Origin of the sequence: Streptomyces sp. NBC_01478, from assembly GCF_036227225.1 — a bacterium.
GTDB lineage: Bacteria > Actinomycetota > Actinomycetes > Streptomycetales > Streptomycetaceae > Streptomyces.
The window spans coordinates 11,314,930-11,330,788 of record NZ_CP109444.1 but is presented as its reverse complement, the minus strand read 5'-3'; the positions used below and the strand labels follow the sequence as shown (position 1 = coordinate 11,330,788).

Genomic DNA, 15,859 nt, shown 5'->3' with positions numbered 1-15,859 from the left:
CTCCGGTCGGGGCCGTGCCCTGTCCTTCCGATGATCCTCTTCCGCACGCGCCGGTCGCCAGCCGTGCGGGTAGGACCAGCAGTACCAGTCCCCGTCACGTGTGGCATTCTCTGCTGCCATGGATGTCTCGACTGATCAAGAACTGCCGTCCCAGGACGAGGACATGGAGATCCGGGCGGTCTCCGGTGACCGGCTCACGTTCTTCGGGGACGCGGTGGTCGCCATCGCGCTCACGCTGCTGGCTCTGGAACTGCCGGTGCCGGAGGGGTCGACCAACTCCGAGTTGTGGCACTCGGCCACGTCACACCGCGAGAGCTATCTGGCGTTCATGATCAGTTTCGTGGTGATCGCCGCCCACTGGCGTTCGCACCACCGCGTGTTCCGTTACGTCACGGCGACCAACAGCCGGTTGACGGCCCTGACCATGTACTGGCTGCTCACGTTGGTGATCACCCCGTTCGCGACGGACGTGATCGGCGGCGAGGGAGCGTTCCAGGCCCGGTTCGTCTTCTACGCCGCCGTGCAGTTCGCGTCCTGTCTCCTGTTCATCCTGATGGTCCGCGAGGTCCGCCGCGACGGCCTCCAACGCGCCGGCACGCCGCCCGAGGTCCTCACCCGGTCCATCCGGGGCATAGGCATGGTGGCGCTCGGCTTCCTGGTCTCGATCCCGGTCTCGCTCGTCACGCACTGGGCGTACCTGTGCTGGATCGTGGTACCGGTCGCCGACACCGTCGTCGACCGGCGGCGGAGCCGCTCCGCGCAGCAGGGCCCGGCGGACTGACCATCCGAGGTCAACTGGCGTAGACGCGCCGGTAGATGTGTTCCGCCACCATGATGACGGTGACGTTCGTGGTGGACGAGGGGACCTCGGGAATGATCGACGCGTCGACGACCCGCAGACCGTCCACTCCCTTGACGGCGCCGTCGGAGTCGACGAGGGCCCAGGGGTCGCCGGAGCCGCCCATCGGTGCCGTGGAGGTGGGGTGGCCGTAGATGGCGGGGTTCGCGGCGATGATCCGGGACAGCGATGCGTCGTCGGTCACCTCGCCGCCGGGTGTCATCTCCGCCGCGACGAACCGCGCGAAGGCCGGGTCCCGAGCGATGGCCCGTCCGAGTTTGACGCCTTCGAGCATGCGTCGGGCGTCGCGGTCGGTGCCGAGGAACCGGGCGTCGATGAGCGGGGCGTCGTCGGGGTCGCGGCCGGCCAGTCTCAGTGTGCCGGTCGCCTCGGGCCGGACGAGGGCGGCCATCAGGACGATCGCGCCTCCGGTGGGGCTGAAGGAGCCGTCCATCAGGTGGGTGGCGGTGACGTGGAGGTCCAGTTCGTCGGCGGCGGCCTCGCTGGAGGCCGTCCACAGGAGGGAGCCCACCGTGGGGGTCATCTCCAGGTGGCCGGGTGCCAGCGCGTAGGCGTTGTAGTAGCCCACCTGGTCCTGGAGGCGCTGCCCGACGGGCAGGTCGGCGACGACCGGGATGCCCAGTGCGGTGAGGTCGGCCGCGGGTCCGACGCCGGAGCGCAGCAGGATGGCCGGACTGCCGTAGGTGCCGCCGCAGAGGACGACTTCGCTCCCCCGGTACACCGTGCCGTCCGCGGCCAGGACGCCGGTGGCGGCCGCGCCGTCGAACAGCACGCGGTCGATGGTCACGTCGCCGCGGACGGTGAGGTTGGGGCGTCGGCGTACCTCGGCGGTGAGGTAGACGAGGCCCGTGTTCTGCCGGACTCCGTCGACGACGTCGACCGGGTAGCCGTCGGCGCCGTTCTGCTCGGCGCCGTTGAAGTCGTGCACGCGCTTGAAGCCGTGGGCGACGGACGCCTCGACGAATCCCCGCAGGGACGGCGTCAGTTCGCTGTCCGTGCGCTGCCGGATCGACAGCGGACCGGTCCGCCCGTGGTAGGCGTCGTCGCCGGTGGGGGTGTTCTCCAGGAGTTTGAAGGTCGGGAGTACGTCGTCGTAGGACCAGCCCTCGACGCCGTGCTCGCCCCACCGGGCGAAGTCGGCGGCGCGGGCGCGCAGCGCGACGCAGGCGTTCACCGCGGAGCTGCCGCCGAGTACTTTGCCGCGTGGGGTGGGGAGTTGAGACCCCTGGTCGGTGCCGCGTGAGGTGTAGCCCCAGTCGTGTTCCGGGTCCGCGATCCTGTCGGCGTCGAGCAGGGCGGGCGGGTAGGCGTCGGCGGCGTAGACGTGCCCGGCTTCGAGCAGCAGGACCGTGCGGGCGGGGTCCTGGCTGAGGCGGGCCGCGCGGACCGCGCCGGCGGAGCCTCCGCCGACGACCACGACATCGGCGGTGGCGGGTGCGTCGGCCATGACGAACTCCTCCTGTTACGGGCGGTGTTGGTGAACGGACCGAAGGTGCGCGGGAGTTGACGTCACCCGCGGAGCCGAGCCGTCAGGAACTCTCCGGCCCTGTCCAGCGCGACGCTCGCTTCGTCGAGGAGCGGGCCGTAGGCCTGGAAGACGTGCGGCACGCCCGGGGTGACCTCCAGGGTGACCGACACGTCTGCCGCGGCGGCCTGTTGGGCGAGGTGTACGGCGTCGTCGAGGAGGACCTCGTGGCTTCCGACCTGGATGAGGAGGGGCGGCAGGCCCGTGAGGTCGGCGAAGACGGGGCTGATCAGTGGAAGCGAAGGGGCCCGTCCCGCCGTGTAGTTGGTGACCCGGGGTTCGAGGAGTTCCCGGGAGAGCAGCGGATCGGCGGCACCCTTGGTGTCGATGGAGGCACCGGCGAGGGTGAGGTCGGCGTACGGCGACATGACGTAGGCGGCGGCCGGCAGGGGCAGCCCGTGGTCGCGGGCGTTGACCAGGGTGGCGACGGCGAGTCCGCCGCCCGCGGACTCGCCCGCGAAGACGATGTCCGAGGGGATGACGCCTTCGTGCAGGAGGGCTTCGTAGGCGGCGAACGCGTCGTCCACCGCGGCCGGATACGGGTGTTCGGGCGCGAGCCGGTAGTCGACGGAGTAGGCCCTGGCTCCGGTCCGTCGGCCGACCTGGGAGGCCAGGCCGGCGGCACTGGCCGCGTCGCCCAGGACGTAGACGCCGCCGTGGAAGTAGAGGACGACGTGCCGGGGTTCGACGCCGTCGACCGTGATCTCGGCGACGGGGACACCGCCCAACGCGCGTGATGTCACGGTGATTTCGGGGGGCAGCGGCTGCGCCGACGTCAACTTGCCGAGCTGGAGCCGCTGTTCGTCGACGGAGCTGCCGACGGGGAAGGCGGACTGGCGCAGGATCGCGTCGAGGGTCTGTTGCTGCTCGGTGCTCACGGAACATCTCCCTTGGGTGGGGACGGGTTCGGGCGCGCACTCACTCTGCGGACTTCGAGGAGGTCGAGGCCGAGCGCCTCGATCTCGGAGAGGACGCCGTAGAGCGCCGAGGCGTCCGGCAGCAGCCCGGTGAGCACGGTTTCGGTGCCCTGCTGCTCGGGCGCGAACGCCGGGAACGCCGTCAGCAGGGTGGGGCCGAGGTGGCCGTAGACCCGTATCTGGTACAGGACGGGGTCATCACCCATGGACCCATCGTCGTGGGCGGACAGGTGAGGCCGCGTCGCCGGAATCCGGTGATCGTGCGGCCCTCAGCCGCGGCCGTTCGACAGGAGACGCAGCTCACGGCCGCGCTGTACCGCCGAGGAGCGATCGCCGGCGCCGAGCTTGGCGTAGATGCGTCGGATGTGGGTGTTGACGGTGTTGAGGGACACCGACAGTTCGGTGGCGATCTCGGGGCGGGTGAGGTTCGTCGGGAGGTAGCGCAGGACGCGGAGTTCGCTCGGGCTGAGGTTCTCGGCCGGTCCCGTGGCCGGACGGTCCGGTCCGGCCGGGGTGTGGCCGCGGACGACGTCGAGGATGTCGGAGACCAACGCGGCGTGGGAGGTGCGCTGTTGGAGGGTCTCCAGCAGTTCCCAGGCGCCGGTCATCGCGAAGGGCAGGATCATCCGGTCCGGTTCGGCGAGGTGCAGCGCCTGTTCCACGGCGGTCGCCGTCGCGTGCTCGTCGCCGAGATCGCGGCAGGCGAGCGCGTCCAGGAGACGGGCCTCGATCGGAGTGAGGAAGGAGGTGAGGGGGGCCGTGCCGTCGAGGACCGGCCGGAGTTCGCGGCGGGCGCCGGCGGGGTCCTGCTCGGCGAGGCGGATCACCGCGGCGGCGGTGCGGATCTCGCCGGTGGCGGCCCGCCGTTCGTCGAGGGCGGCGAGGGTGGCCCGCGCCTGCTCGACCATGCCGAGGCGGGCCTGGGTGGCCACCGTCCAGGCGGTCACCTGGGACCAGAGCCCGTGCTCGCCCCGCATATGTGTCTGCACCTGCTCGGCGGCGGTCAACTCGGCCAGGGCGTCGTGGTGTTGACCGCGCGCCGCCGGAACCATCGCGGACATCAGATGCACCAGCAGCCGGACACCGGGCTCGCCCTCGGACCGGGTGGCGTGCCGGGCGCGCTCCAGCCACCGTTCCCCGTGGTCGAACTCGCCCGCGAAGATCAGCATCCCGGCGAAGGACACCTGCGCGGGGACGATGACCGCCTCGGCGCCCCAGCCGTACCGGTCGGCCAGCGCCAGGGCCTGCTCGCAGCGGCGCCTGGCCAGGGTGAAGGAGCGGTTGCCGGAGGCGAAGCCCAGGTGGGCGAGGCAGGCGACCTCCAGATAGGGGCGGCCGATGTCGTGGGCGAGCGCGGCGCCCTCCAGCAGGTGCCGTTCACTGTCGTCGAGCCGTAGCGACCAGGCCTCGGTGACGCCCAGGTTGAGGAGGGCGAGGGCGCGTAGGTCACCGGCGAGGGCGATCTCGGTGGTGGCAAGACCCAGGTCACCGCCCGCACCGACCACCACTGCTACGCGCTCGCTCATGAGACCGCCTCCTTGCCGGCGTTGCCGGGCGTTGCCGAAGTCCCTTGCCGTTCCTGTGCGTTGCCGCACGCCCCAGGTTTGTCGCGGGACAGGTGAGCGGTCCTCACCGGAATCCGGTGATCTGGTGACCCGGTGTTCTGGTGATCCGGTGGAGGCACGGCGGGCCGCGGTGCAGGTGGCGGCGGATGGTGGCGGGTGGCTGTCTGCCGCTGGAGTCGGTCGGCGCCCTCGGTGTCGGTCAGTCCTCGTGCGACAGCGCCGCGGCCGCAGCCTGCCCCCGAGTGCCCGCCAACAGCTTCCTGGCCCGCTCCAGACAGCTCGCCGGATCCACCGGCGCCGCCTGCAACCCGGGCAGCAGCATCATCCACAGGTCACTCACCGCGTCCTCGATGTTGCGGCGGTCGTCCAGTGCGTCGGAGACGGTATGGGTGCCGAAGAAGCTGGCGACGAGGACCCGCGCGGCGCGCTCGGCATCGACACCGGGGGCGAGTTCGCCCGCTTCCGTGGCGGCGGTCAGCATGCGGGCAGTCGCGTCGATCCACCCCACGAAGGGCCGGGGCAGGGACACGGGGATGGTTCTGCGCTCGCTCCAGAGTCGGTTGCCCGCGCGGACGATCACGTTGTCCCGGAATTCCCGGGCCACGGCGAGACTCAGACCCACCAGCCGGTCGAGAACGGGGGCATTCTGGGATTCCCAATGCTCCACATAGCGCGGCCATTCGGCGAAATGGGCTTCCAGCACACCCCGGGCCAGCCCTTCTTTACTGCCGAAATGGAAATAGATCGCGCCGCTGGTGTACCCGCTCGTACGCGCCACGTCACTGATGCTCGTACCGACGTACCCGTGCTGTTCGAACAGCACGGCGGCCGTCGCCAGAACAGCCCGCCGGGTGACTTCCGCACGTTCCTGCATTTTCTCGGTCGCCCCTGTCCTGCGTGCCGGATCGTCTTTTCCGGTGAATCTAGCCGACAGGCCGACGTTCCCCGCACGTACGCCGGAGAACCGTAGCTTCTATTATTTTATGACCGACTCACATTCGCTCGCGCCTCCCGAAGTCGACCCGGAACAACTGACGCTGAGCTGGGACAGTTGCGTGTCCCGGACCCTCGTGCACCGCACAGCGGTCGCCGAAGTCCTGCTCACCGACGGCCGAGCGCTGCCCGACGACCGATACCTCCTTGCCGCGCAGTGGCCGCGCTCGTACGCCACGTCCCGTGCCGGTGCCGGTGCCGGTGCCGGTTCGGGTTCGGCGCCGGGTTCGGGTTCGGGTTCCGACGAACGGCACGATCCGATGCTGGCCGCCGAGACGATCCGCCAAGTCGGCCTTTACCTCTGTCAGCGCTTCCTCGGCGCACCGAGTACGAGCAGGCCCGTCATCAGGAGCGTCGGCTTCCGGCTCGACAACGACACGGAGCCGGTGGTCGGTTACGGCGCCACCGATGTGCTGTGCCGAGCCGAGGTGTTCGACGTGCGCCGCGTGGACGACGTGCCGTGGCCGGTCGCGCTGAGCGTACGGATCCAACTCTCCGCCGCCGGGCGCGAGTTCGGCTCGGCCTTCGGACGCGTCCGGGTCCTGTCCGAGGAGGAGTACGAGACGCTCCGCGGCCCGAACGCCGCCGCCGGCCCCGTTCCGGACGACGTGCACCGGCGCCCGTCGCCGACCGAGGTGTCGGTCCCGTCCCCCGGCGACGTGATGCTGGTCCGCGCCCCCTCCGGAGCCCTGCTCGTCGCACCCGCGGACCTGCGCCACCCACGGTTCTTCGACCACCCCAGCGACCACGTGCCCGGCATGGTCCTCCTGGAGGCGGCCCGGCAGGCGGCCTGCCTGGCGGGAGCCTCCCCCGGCCGACTGAGCGGCTGCGACATGCAAGCCCTCCGCTTCACCGAGTGGAACTCCCCCGTCCACGTCGAATGCGAACCGGCCGAGGACAACTGGGCCTTCCAGGTCACCCAGGGCGGCGATACGACAGCCTCCGGCACGCTGTCGTTCGCGACGAGGGGGTAACTCACCCGCGATGGACGCCTGTTCGCCCGGAGAACGGGCGCCCATCGCCAAGAGCCCCCCGGGCACCGAGCACGAAGCACCGATATACCCAAGTGCCAACCGTCCTCCGATCTCCTACTCTGAGCCGGGCAGTTGATCAGGGGGAATCGACCATGAGCATGAACTTCGACATCGGCGACGAGACGCTCTGGAACCCGTCGAACGGCGCGGGACGCCTGTTCCTACGACAACTCGAGCTCTTCGAGGCGGAGTTGAACCTGCCCTCGGGTATCGGCCAGGGCAAGTACTGGGGCGACCCGGACACACTCGAGGTCGATCCGGTCGCCTACGCGGAGTTCGTACGCACCCTGGTCGCCCGGCACTGCCGGACAGGGCACTCCGTGATCCTCGCGCTCTCCGAGGGGTTCGTGGCGACGGCCGTCGCGCTCGCACGGCGTGCCGGAATCGACGTGCGGGTTCCCGGCGACACCCGGACCACAACAGCCGCCGTCTTCACCGCACTGGACACCCGGGCAAGGGAGTTGGACCGCTCGATGGCCTGCTGAACCGCCGCGCCCGGGACCAGGACCACCCCGACCAGGGGGCGCCCCCGCGCACGCACGGGACGAATTCTGCTCCCACATGCCTCCCTGATCGAGTGAGGGTCCCGTAGCGGACAACCCGCCTCCGGGTATGAGCTGAAACATAAGAGCCGTAATGCTCTCCTGCCGAACTCCCCTCATCGGTCAGGCACTTCCCGCACGAGGTGACGAACATGGCATCAACCGCCCGCCGCAAGGAGCAGCCCGCCACATCGGCTGCAGAGCCGGATCCCTTCGAAGCCGCTTATCGTGCGCTCTTCGACGCCTTCGATGCCTCTGACGACGACGGAAGCCAGACGCTCTCCAGAGACGAGCTCGTCACGATTCTCCGCTCCACCGGCCTCCTGGAGGACGTCTAGGCGCGGGTGACCACGACGGCCGCACGCCCCTGCACCTTGCCGCGTCCGAAGAAGCCTCCGTCTGAATTGCCGCGTTGATTTCATCGAATGCGCGGCAATTCCACTGGGTGCCCGGTTCAGGCCAGGCACCCAGCACCTCGTGAGCACACCTTCCCTCAGATCAACTCCGTCTGCACATTCGACGGAATCGCGCTCAACGCCTTACTCACCGGGCACCGTTGCTCCGCGGTCGCGGCGGCCCGGCGCAGTTCTTCCTCGGTGATTCCGGGCACTGCCGCCTGGACCTTGATGTTGATGAGCGTGAATCCGGTGCCGACGCTCAGGGTCGCGTCGCATTCGGTGGTCACGCTGCTCGGTGGGGTGCCGGCCTCGGTGAGGACGTGGGACAGCATCATCGTGAAGCAGGCTCCCTGAGCAGCGGCGATGAGCTCCTCGGGGGACGTCTGCCGCTGGGGCGGGATCGGACTGAGGGGATAACGCAGCTCCGGGGAGGCGGCACCCGAGCCGAAACTCATACGGCCGACGCCCTCCTTCAGCGGGCCTTCCCAGTGGGTTCGGGTATTTCCGGTGATCTCCATCAAGTCTCCTGCATGCTGTGCGAATGACGGCTGCCGTACGCGAACAATGTCGGGGAACCGTCCCGTGCTCATCGTGGACATAACGATCGTTTCGGTCAAGTCCCCGAATTGGGTAATTTGAAAGGCAGTTGGCCGGGGAATGCAGAGTGCGAGAATCCAGGAAGGGATCATCGTGAGCGAATGGACCGTCGACGGCGGGACCCAGCCCACCACCCCGGCCGCCACCAGCCTCGGGACCCGCGCCGCCCGGAGTATCGCGACCACCACCAAGACCCCGGCACAGCTCTCCCTGACCACCCCGCGCTGGCTGCTCAGGCTGCTCCCCTGGGTGGAGGTGGAGGCCGGTACCTACCGGGTCAACCGCTGTGTCGCCTACGCGGTGGGCGACGGGCGGATCACCCTGCTCCCGGGCGCCGACGGCAGCCGGATCATGGCCGAGGACATGCGCGAACTCCTCGCCCTGCGGGATGTGATGGACCTGCGCCTGCTGGAGGAGGTCGCGGCCGCGTTCCGTACGAAGCACGTCATCGCCGGCACGACACTCGCCGAGGCGGGCAGGCCGGCCGATGGCCTGTATGTCGTCGCGCACGGCCAGTTGGAGCGGCGCGGCACCGGGCACTACGGCGAGCCCACCGTGCTCGGAATCATGGGCGAGGAGGAGTTCTTCGACGAGGAGGCCTCCCTGCGCGGCGGAGACTGGCCGTACACGGTGGTCGCCCTGACCAACAGCACCCTGCTCGTCCTGGACCCGGACCGGCTACGGCAGTTGGAGGACGAGCACCCCGAACTCGCCCGCGCCTTCGCGGAGTTCAGGAGCGGCGGGCAGACCGGTGGCGCGGGGATACCGGCCGTCGCCTCGGGGCACCACGGCGAGGCGGAACTGCCCGAGACCTTCGTGGACTACGACCCGGAGCCGCGCGAGCACGAACTCGCCGTGGCGCAGACCGTGTTGAGGATGCACTCCCGCGTCTCGGACCTCTACAACGTGCCGCTGAACCAGCACGAGGAACAACTGCGTCTGACCGTGGAGCTGATCCTGGAGCAGCAGGAGCGCGAGCTGCTGAACGACCCGGAGTTCGGGCTGCTGAACAATGTCGCCCCTGCCTTCCGCGTCCGCTCCCGCACCGGCCCGCCGACCCCCGACGACCTGGACGAACTCCTCACCGTCGTATGGAAGCAGCCCGCGTTCTTCCTCGCCCACCCGCGCGCGATCGGCGCGTTCGGCCGGGAGTGTACGCGCCGGGGTGTGCCCCCGGTGATCTTCGAGATGTACGGCAGTCCGTTCCTGAGTTGGCGAGGGGTGCCCCTCGTACCGACCGACAAGATCCCGGTCGACCCGGTGGAGTCGACGTCGACCATCCTGCTGCTGCGGGTCGGTGAGGAGAACCGGGGCGTCGTCGGCCTGCGTCCCGACCAACTGCCCCACGAACACGCCCCCGGCATCGCGGTGGAGCCGATGGGGCTGGACCGGCGGGCGGTCGCCTCGCACCTGGTCAGCTCGTACTTCTCCGCCGCCGTACTCGTCGACGACGCGATCGGCATGCTGGAGCAGGTCCAGGTCGCCCACTACCACCCGTACGCATGAGCACCGCCGCCTCGAACACCGCCAGGTACTGGCTGGACCGGGCCGGCGCTCCCCCGCCCGGCCCATCGGCCTTCCCCGTGGACGCCGTACGGGCCGACTTCCCCGCCCTCTCGCGCACTGTCCGCGGCCGCCCGCTCGTCTGGCTCGACAGCGCCGCCACCGCCCACAAACCCCGCCAAGTCATCGACGCCGTAGGCGACTTCTACGCCCACCACAACTCGAACGTGCACCGGGGCGCACACACCCTCGCCCGTGAGGCCACCACCCTGCTGGAGAGCGCGCGAAGCCGGATCGCGCGTTTCATCGGGCCCGGGCGGGCCGAGGAGGTCGTCTTCGTACGGGGCGCCACCGAAGGCATCAACCTGGTCGCCCAGACCTGGGGCCGCACTCGCGTGGGCGCCGGCGACGAGATCGTCCTCACCACCCTCGAACACCACGCCAACATCGTCCCCTGGCAGTTGCTGTGCGCCGAGAAGGGCGCCCGGCTGCGGATCGTCCCCCTGCACGACGACGGCACCGTGGACCTCGCCGCCTACGACGCCCTGCTGGGCCCCCGCACCCGGATCGTCGCCCTCGCGCACGTCTCCAACGTCCTCGGCACCGTCCTCCCCGTCAGCGCGATGACCGACGCAGCGCACGCGCACGGCGCGGTCGTGATCGTCGACGGCGCCCAGGCCGTCCCCCATCTACGCGTGGACGTGGGCAAGTTGGGCGCCGACTTCTACGTCCTGTCCGGCCACAAGCTCTTCGGCCCGACCGGGATCGGCGTCCTGTACGGCCGTTCGGAACTTCTGGAGGAGATGCCGCCCTGGCAGGGCGGTGGCTCGATGATCACGTCCGTCAGCTTCGAGCACACCCGATACGCCCCGCCACCACAGAAGTTCGAGGCGGGCACCGGCCACATCGCCGGCGCCATCGGGCTCGGCGCGGCCGTCGACTATCTCCAATCCATCGGCCTGGACGCGGCCCACGCCCACGAAAGGGCACTCGTCGCGTACGCCCGGCACCGCCTCGCCGAGGATGTGCCGGGCCTGCGCCTGCTCGGCCCCCCGAACGGAGTCGGCGTCACAGCCTTCACGATCGACGGCACGGACCCCGCCCGTATCGCCAAGACGCTGGACGCCGCCGGCATCGCGGTCCGGGCCGGCCACCACTGCGCCCAGCCGGTCCTACGGCGTTACGGCCTCACCACCGCCGTCCGCCCCTCCTTCGCCTTCTACAACACCCACGGCGAAATCGACCGACTGGTACGGGAGCTCATCCAGGTCCGACGGCGCTGACCTCGCCGCGTCGGCCGGCTCCTGCTCTGCGAAAAGTAATGTCCAGTATGTACAAGGGAAAATCCAGTTCATCAGTACGCAAATCGATCACTGGATCGGTGTAATCGACACCTACGCCGCACCTCTTGGCGATCTAGCGTCGGAGTGCACGGGGCCGCACGGACCAGAAAGGCATCCAGACACTCATGCCCATCCCGCATACCGACGTCATGCCCGAAGCCGAGTTCGACACCCTGACCGTTTCGCGCGGCGGCGGTCTCCCGCCGGCCGCCGACCTCCTCCAGCCCGTCGACGAGCTGCCCGAGTTCGCGTCGGAGCCCGACCTGGTCTGCCGCCGCGTACGCGACGAGCTGATGCTCGACGGCAACGCCCGCCTGAACCTCGCCACCTTCGTGACGACCTGGATGGAGCCGCAGGCAAGGGAGTTGATGGCGGAGACCGCCGAGAAGAACCTCGCCGACCGCGCCGAGTACCCGCAGATCACGGCGATGGAGGAGCGCTGCGTGCGGATGCTCGCCCGGCTGTGGCACGCGCCGCGGCCGGAACAGGTCCGCGGCTGCTCGACGACCGGTTCGAGCGAGGCCGCGATGCTCGGCGGACTCGCGCTCAAGCGCCGCTGGCAGGAACGCCGGCGCGCCCAGGGCAAGGACACCGCGCGCCCGAACATCGTGATGGGCGCGAACGTCCAGGTCTGCTGGAAGAAGTTCGCCAACTACTTCGAGGTGGAACCGCGCTACGTCCCGATGGAGCCGGGCCGCTACCACCTCACGGCCGACACGCTCACCGCGTACTGCGACGACAACACCATCGGCGTCGTGACGGTCCTCGGGTCCACGTTCGACGGTTCCTACGAGCCCGTCGCGGACGTCTGCATGGCCCTGGACGGCTACCAGGCCGCCACCGGCACCGACATCCCGGTGCATGTCGACGGCGCGTCCGGCGCGATGGTCGCCCCGTTCCTCGACCCGGGCCTCATGTGGGACTTCCAGCTCGAACGCGTCGCCTCCATCAACACCTCGGGACACAAGTACGGCCATGTCTTCCCCGGCCTGGGCTGGGCCCTGTGGCGCGACGCCGAAGCCCTCCCCGACGACCTGGTGTTCGAGGTCGACTACCTCGGCGGCAGCTCCCCCAGCTTCACCCTCAACTTCTCCCGCCCGGGTGCGCATGTCGTCGCGCAGTACTACAGCTTCCTCCGGTACGGCTTCGAAGGGCTGCGCAATCTGGCGGCGCAGAGCCGCGCCACGGCCCGCGCACTCGCCGCGCGCATCCAGGCCGTCGCCCCTTACGAGTTGATCACGGACGGCTCCGAACTCCCGGCGTTCGCCTTCCGGTTGGCGCCGGGCACACACGGCTTCACGGTGTTCGACGTCTCCCATGCGATGCGCGCCCGCGGCTGGCATCTGCCCGCCTACGGTTTCCCCGCGCCCTGCCAGGAGGTCTCCGTACTGCGTCTGGTGGTGCGTACCGGGTTCACCGCGGAACTCGCGGGCATGTTCATCGCCGACCTGACGGAGGTCACCAGGAACCTGCACACCGCCCGGCCGGCAATCGCCCCGCCGCTCAAGCCTCTCGTCACCGCGTGACAAGGAGAGTCGACGTCAACTCACCTTGAGGGAAACGGAGTTGATCGGTCCTGCCGCCATGGATCAGTGGGTGTGGCGGCGGACTGCGTCGAGGAGCTGGTCGATGTCGTCGGCGCTGTGGGAGAAGGCGGTGACGAAGCGGACGATGCCCGGCTCCCACCTGTCGTGGTAGAAGGCGTAGCCCTCGGCGAGGAGGCCTTCGGTGACCTGCTGGGGCAGGCGGCAGAAAAGGATGTTGGCCTGCGGGGTGGCCAACAGGCCCGCACCGGCGATGGACTTGAGGCCGTCGCCGAGGCGGGTGGCCATCGCGTTGGCCTGGCGGGCGTTGCGCAGCCAGAGGTCGTCGGTGAGATAGGCGTCGATCTGGGCCGTGTGAAAGCGCATCTTGGAGGCGAGCTGGCCGGCGCGCTTGGCGCGGAAGGCGAGTTCGCCGGCGAGCGCGGGGTCGAAGGAGACGATGGCGTCGGCGGTCATCGCGCCGTTCTTGGTGGCGCCGAAGGACAGGACGTCGACGCCGGCCTTCCAGGTCATCTCGGCCGGGGTGGCGCCGAGTTGGACCAGTGCGTTGGCGAAGCGCGCTCCGTCCATGTGGACGCGCAGCCCCGCGTCCTTGGCGATGGCGGACACCTGGCGGATCTCCTCCAGGGTGTAGACGCTGCCGCTCTCGGTGGCCTGGCTGATGCTCACCGCGGACGGCTGCACACTGTGCACGTCACCGGCCCGCCGGCGCACCGCGGCCCGCAGCGCATCGGGGTCGATCTTGCTGTCGCCGCCCGGAACACCGACGAGCTTGGCCCCGTCGGTGAAGAACTCGGGGGCGCCGCACTCGTCGGTGTTGATGTGGCTGTCGGGGTGGGAGAGCACGCTGCCCCACGGCGGGGTGAGGGCGGCCAGACTCAGGCCGTTGGCGGCGGACCCGGTGGAGACGGGGAAGACGTCGACGTCCCGCTCGAAGATCTCGCCGAGCTTGCGGCGGGTCCTTTCGGTGAAGGGGTCGTTGCCGTACGGCAGGACCTGCCCGGCGGCCGCGTCGGCGACGGCGCGGGCTATCTGCGGGGACGCTCCGGCCATGTTGTCGCTGATGAAGGCGCGGCTGGCGGGGGTGGTGGCGATGGCGGTGCTCATGAGGGGTCTTCCTCGGTCTGGGGAACGTCTCAGGTACTGATCGGCGAGGCGAAGACGACGGTGATGTCGACTTCCTCGGCGCCGGTCCGGTAGAAGTGCGGGGCGTCCCCGGCGAAGGCGAGCATGTCGCCGGGGCCCAGGTCCTCCGGGGCGTCGACGGGGCCGGCGGTGACGTGCCCGGTGGCGATCAGCAGGTGCTCGATGGTGCCGGTGGCGTGCGGCACACCGGCCAGCTCCGTCTCCGGCGGAATGCGCAGCCGCCAGATCTCCAGGCTGTTGCCGCTGCTGATCCGGCGTAGCAACTCCCGTGAGACTTCGCCCGGTTCGATGTCCGTGCCGGGCCGGAAGACCGGTCCGGTGTCGGCGTCACGCGCCAGCAGGTCGGCGATCGGGATGCGCAGGGCGATCGCGATCGCGTCCAGGGTGTCGATCGTGGGATTGCCGTTCCCGGCCTCCAACTGCGACAGCGTGGCCTTGCTCAGGCCGGCGCGCCGGGCCATCTCCGCGGCGCTCATCCCGCGCTGCTGACGGCGCAGCCGGATCTTCGCGCCGACCGCCGCCGCGGTGCTGCTCACCGGCCGACGGCCGGACGGTGGGGGTGTCATCAACGGCTCCGGTGGGTCGCGGTGTAGGACACGCGGATACGGCCCTTCTTGACCTTCAGCGTCGGCAGCGTCACGTCGGCCAGGTCTCCGAGGCTGCGCACATGCGTGCCGCCGCACGGCGCGGAGTGCAGCGCGTCGAGTCGCACCACGCGCCGCCCGTCGGGGAGGTACCGCGCGGAGACCGGCAGATCGTCGGCGACCGCGGCCGCCACCGCGGCGCGCAGCACGGCGGTCGCTTCCTCCCGCCCCTCCGGGTCGGCCAGCCGCGCGTCCGCGTGCGGCGCATGGAACTCGATCCGGGCCTGACCGGGAAAGTGAATGCTCCCGGCCATCTCCCACCCCTGCGTCCGCCCGACCGCCTCGACGAGATGCCCGGCGGTGTGCAGCGCGGCATGCAGCATCCGGGCCCGCAGATCGATCCGGGCCCGCACCCGCTCCCCCACGTCGAGCCCCGGAAGACCTCCGCCCGCAGCCGCCGTGGCCACAATCAGCCCGGACTCCCGCTCCCGGACCGGCACGACCTCGGCATCCCCCAACCACCCCCGGTCGGCGGGCTGTCCCCCACCCTGCGGATGGAACAGACAGTGCTCTACGGCCGCCCAGGGCGCCCCGTCCGTCTCGCCGACCGCGATGACCCGCGTGTCGACCTGCTCCAGGTAGGTGTCGTCGAGGTAGGCGCCGATCTGCCCGCCCATCCGAGAAGTCGCGATCGAATGAACCATGCGTTCACTATACCGAACCTCGGCATAGTTGCCGAACGTTTCGTTCATTCTATTCAACGCCACCCTGCATCCGTCGGGTTACGATCGATTCGAAAGTAAGCCTCTTGAAGTGAGTTGCGTTCCTGACGGGAGAGACAGATGACCACCAAGGCGAACCCGACGCGCCGGATAGAGCCCGGCACGTACGAGGCGTACATGCACGACTGCCCCGCCGTGGCCCTGCTCTCGACGATCAGCAACCGGTGGGTCAGCCTGGCGATGTGCACCCTCGGGTCGTTCGGCGATCCGATGCGGTACAGCCACATCAGCCGGGAGATCCCGGGTGTCAGCCAGAAGATGCTCACCCAGACGCTGCGCATGCTCGAACGCGACGGCATGGTCAGCCGAACGGTCACACCCACCGTGCCGGTACGCGTCGACTACGAGTTGACCCCGCTCGGCCAGGGTCTGTACGGCGTGCTGTCCCAGGTGCGCGACTGGGCCGCGGAGAAGTCCGACGAGGTCGACGACGCGCGAGCGCTCTACGACGCCCGGCAGACCGACCAGCGATGAAGGGCCCCGCTCGGGGTGTAACGCACTTTGAAGTGCCTACTTACTGAATGATC

17 protein-coding genes are annotated in these 15,859 nt (G+C 69.8%); 8 read left to right on the top strand and 9 right to left on the bottom strand.

All coding sequences use genetic code 11. The features are described from left to right. Positions 1 to 118 precede the first annotated feature (118 nt). On the top strand, positions 119 to 781 hold the full coding sequence (locus OG223_RS50325) for a TMEM175 family protein (RefSeq protein ID WP_329264276.1): 663 nt from the start codon (positions 119 to 121) through the stop codon (positions 779 to 781). Between the two features lie 10 nt (positions 782 to 791). Here OG223_RS50325 and OG223_RS50320 read toward each other — a convergent pair whose 3' ends face one another. The 5 genes from OG223_RS50320 to OG223_RS50300 form a co-directional block, all read right to left on the bottom strand. Further along, positions 792 to 2,306: a GMC family oxidoreductase gene (locus tag OG223_RS50320; protein WP_329264274.1), complete on the bottom strand. Its 1,515-nt coding sequence runs from the start codon at positions 2,304 to 2,306 to the stop codon at positions 792 to 794. Positions 2,307 to 2,368: 62 nt separating this feature from the next. Further along, positions 2,369 to 3,262: an alpha/beta hydrolase gene (locus OG223_RS50315; RefSeq protein ID WP_329264272.1), complete on the bottom strand. Its 894-nt coding sequence runs from the start codon at positions 3,260 to 3,262 to the stop codon at positions 2,369 to 2,371. Beyond that, positions 3,259 to 3,507, bottom strand: a complete 249-nt coding sequence (locus OG223_RS50310; RefSeq protein ID WP_329264271.1) for a hypothetical protein — start codon at positions 3,505 to 3,507, stop codon at positions 3,259 to 3,261. Before OG223_RS50310 ends, OG223_RS50315 begins: the two co-directional genes overlap by 4 nt. A gap of 63 nt (positions 3,508 to 3,570) precedes the next feature. Continuing rightward, positions 3,571 to 4,827, bottom strand: coding sequence for a LuxR C-terminal-related transcriptional regulator (locus OG223_RS50305; protein ID WP_329264269.1), 1,257 nt, complete (start codon positions 4,825 to 4,827; stop codon positions 3,571 to 3,573). A gap of 238 nt (positions 4,828 to 5,065) precedes the next feature. Beyond that, a complete protein-coding gene (locus OG223_RS50300) occupies positions 5,066 to 5,740 on the bottom strand; it encodes a ScbR family autoregulator-binding transcription factor (RefSeq protein WP_329264267.1) in 675 nt (224 codons plus the stop codon). 109 nt (positions 5,741 to 5,849) lie between these two features. On the opposite strand from OG223_RS50300, the gene OG223_RS50295 reads away from it, so the two are divergent. The 3 genes from OG223_RS50295 to OG223_RS50285 all read left to right on the top strand — a co-directional run bounded on the left by OG223_RS50295 (position 5,850) and on the right by OG223_RS50285 (position 7,773). Further along, the gene (locus tag OG223_RS50295; RefSeq protein WP_329264265.1) at positions 5,850 to 6,833 is read left to right on the top strand and encodes an AfsA-related hotdog domain-containing protein; all 984 of its coding nucleotides are present in this window, start codon (positions 5,850 to 5,852) and stop codon (positions 6,831 to 6,833) included. Positions 6,834 to 6,985: 152 nt separating this feature from the next. Next, on the top strand, positions 6,986 to 7,378 hold the full coding sequence (locus OG223_RS50290; protein ID WP_329264264.1) for a DUF6086 family protein: 393 nt from the start codon (positions 6,986 to 6,988) through the stop codon (positions 7,376 to 7,378). A 209-nt stretch (positions 7,379 to 7,587) separates the two neighbouring features. After that, positions 7,588 to 7,773 carry a hypothetical protein gene (locus tag OG223_RS50285; RefSeq protein ID WP_329264263.1) on the top strand — a complete coding sequence of 62 codons (186 nt, stop codon included), beginning with the start codon at positions 7,588 to 7,590 and terminating at the stop codon, positions 7,771 to 7,773. A 155-nt stretch (positions 7,774 to 7,928) separates the two neighbouring features. Here the strand turns inward: OG223_RS50285 and OG223_RS50280 are convergent, their stop codons facing one another. Continuing rightward, the gene (locus OG223_RS50280) at positions 7,929 to 8,351 is read right to left on the bottom strand and encodes an OsmC family peroxiredoxin (RefSeq protein ID WP_329264260.1); all 423 of its coding nucleotides are present in this window, start codon (positions 8,349 to 8,351) and stop codon (positions 7,929 to 7,931) included. 172 nt (positions 8,352 to 8,523) lie between these two features. Between OG223_RS50280 and OG223_RS50275 the strand changes: the two genes are divergently transcribed. From OG223_RS50275 to OG223_RS50265, 3 genes are all read left to right on the top strand, one after another. After that, positions 8,524 to 9,936 (top strand): family 2B encapsulin nanocompartment shell protein, encoded by a 1,413-nt coding sequence (locus OG223_RS50275; RefSeq protein ID WP_329264258.1) that lies wholly within the window; start codon positions 8,524 to 8,526, stop codon positions 9,934 to 9,936. Continuing rightward, on the top strand, positions 9,933 to 11,216 hold the full coding sequence (locus OG223_RS50270; protein WP_329264256.1) for a cysteine desulfurase: 1,284 nt from the start codon (positions 9,933 to 9,935) through the stop codon (positions 11,214 to 11,216). Before OG223_RS50275 ends, OG223_RS50270 begins: the two co-directional genes overlap by 4 nt. 185 nt (positions 11,217 to 11,401) lie before the next feature. Beyond that, entirely contained in the window at positions 11,402 to 12,802 is a 1,401-nt protein-coding gene (locus OG223_RS50265) for a glutamate decarboxylase (RefSeq protein WP_329264255.1), read from the top strand. Positions 12,803 to 12,865: 63 nt separating this feature from the next. On the opposite strand, the gene OG223_RS50260 is transcribed toward OG223_RS50265, so the two are convergent. Genes OG223_RS50260 through OG223_RS50250 form a run of 3 tightly spaced genes read right to left on the bottom strand, consistent with a single transcriptional unit; the run spans position 12,866 to position 15,254 of the window. After that, complete coding sequence (locus OG223_RS50260) at positions 12,866 to 13,927, bottom strand: threonine aldolase family protein (protein ID WP_329264253.1); 1,062 nt, start codon at positions 13,925 to 13,927, stop codon at positions 12,866 to 12,868. A gap of 29 nt (positions 13,928 to 13,956) precedes the next feature. Next, positions 13,957 to 14,502, bottom strand: a complete 546-nt coding sequence (locus tag OG223_RS50255) for a helix-turn-helix domain-containing protein (protein ID WP_317770824.1) — start codon at positions 14,500 to 14,502, stop codon at positions 13,957 to 13,959. A gap of 29 nt (positions 14,503 to 14,531) precedes the next feature. Beyond that, positions 14,532 to 15,254, bottom strand: a complete 723-nt coding sequence (locus tag OG223_RS50250) for a metal-dependent hydrolase (RefSeq protein WP_329264250.1) — start codon at positions 15,252 to 15,254, stop codon at positions 14,532 to 14,534. Between the two features lie 138 nt (positions 15,255 to 15,392). Here OG223_RS50250 and OG223_RS50245 point away from each other — a divergent pair, with 138 nt between their 5' ends. Next, positions 15,393 to 15,806 carry a winged helix-turn-helix transcriptional regulator gene (locus tag OG223_RS50245; protein ID WP_329264248.1) on the top strand — a complete coding sequence of 138 codons (414 nt, stop codon included), beginning with the start codon at positions 15,393 to 15,395 and terminating at the stop codon, positions 15,804 to 15,806. The last annotated feature ends 53 nt before the right edge of the window (positions 15,807 to 15,859 follow it).

What these genes read in the sequence shown, in the direction of transcription:
- OG223_RS50325 (WP_329264276.1), top strand. Translation starts at nt 119, where the DNA reads ATGGATGTCTCGACTGATCAAGAACTGCCGTCCCAGGACGAGGACATG.
- OG223_RS50320 (WP_329264274.1), bottom strand. Translation starts at nt 2,306, where the DNA reads ATGGCCGACGCACCCGCCACCGCCGATGTCGTGGTCGTCGGCGGAGGC.
- OG223_RS50310 (WP_329264271.1), bottom strand. Translation starts at nt 3,507, where the DNA reads ATGGGTGATGACCCCGTCCTGTACCAGATACGGGTCTACGGCCACCTC.
- OG223_RS50305 (WP_329264269.1), bottom strand. Translation starts at nt 4,827, where the DNA reads ATGAGCGAGCGCGTAGCAGTGGTGGTCGGTGCGGGCGGTGACCTGGGT.
- OG223_RS50300 (WP_329264267.1), bottom strand. Translation starts at nt 5,740, where the DNA reads ATGCAGGAACGTGCGGAAGTCACCCGGCGGGCTGTTCTGGCGACGGCC.
- OG223_RS50295 (WP_329264265.1), top strand. Translation starts at nt 5,850, where the DNA reads ATGACCGACTCACATTCGCTCGCGCCTCCCGAAGTCGACCCGGAACAA.
- OG223_RS50290 (WP_329264264.1), top strand. Translation starts at nt 6,986, where the DNA reads ATGAGCATGAACTTCGACATCGGCGACGAGACGCTCTGGAACCCGTCG.
- OG223_RS50285 (WP_329264263.1), top strand. Translation starts at nt 7,588, where the DNA reads ATGGCATCAACCGCCCGCCGCAAGGAGCAGCCCGCCACATCGGCTGCA.
- OG223_RS50280 (WP_329264260.1), bottom strand. Translation starts at nt 8,351, where the DNA reads ATGGAGATCACCGGAAATACCCGAACCCACTGGGAAGGCCCGCTGAAG.
- OG223_RS50270 (WP_329264256.1), top strand. Translation starts at nt 9,933, where the DNA reads ATGAGCACCGCCGCCTCGAACACCGCCAGGTACTGGCTGGACCGGGCC.
- OG223_RS50265 (WP_329264255.1), top strand. Translation starts at nt 11,402, where the DNA reads ATGCCCATCCCGCATACCGACGTCATGCCCGAAGCCGAGTTCGACACC.
- OG223_RS50260 (WP_329264253.1), bottom strand. Translation starts at nt 13,927, where the DNA reads ATGAGCACCGCCATCGCCACCACCCCCGCCAGCCGCGCCTTCATCAGC.
- OG223_RS50250 (WP_329264250.1), bottom strand. Translation starts at nt 15,254, where the DNA reads ATGGTTCATTCGATCGCGACTTCTCGGATGGGCGGGCAGATCGGCGCC.
- OG223_RS50245 (WP_329264248.1), top strand. Translation starts at nt 15,393, where the DNA reads ATGACCACCAAGGCGAACCCGACGCGCCGGATAGAGCCCGGCACGTAC.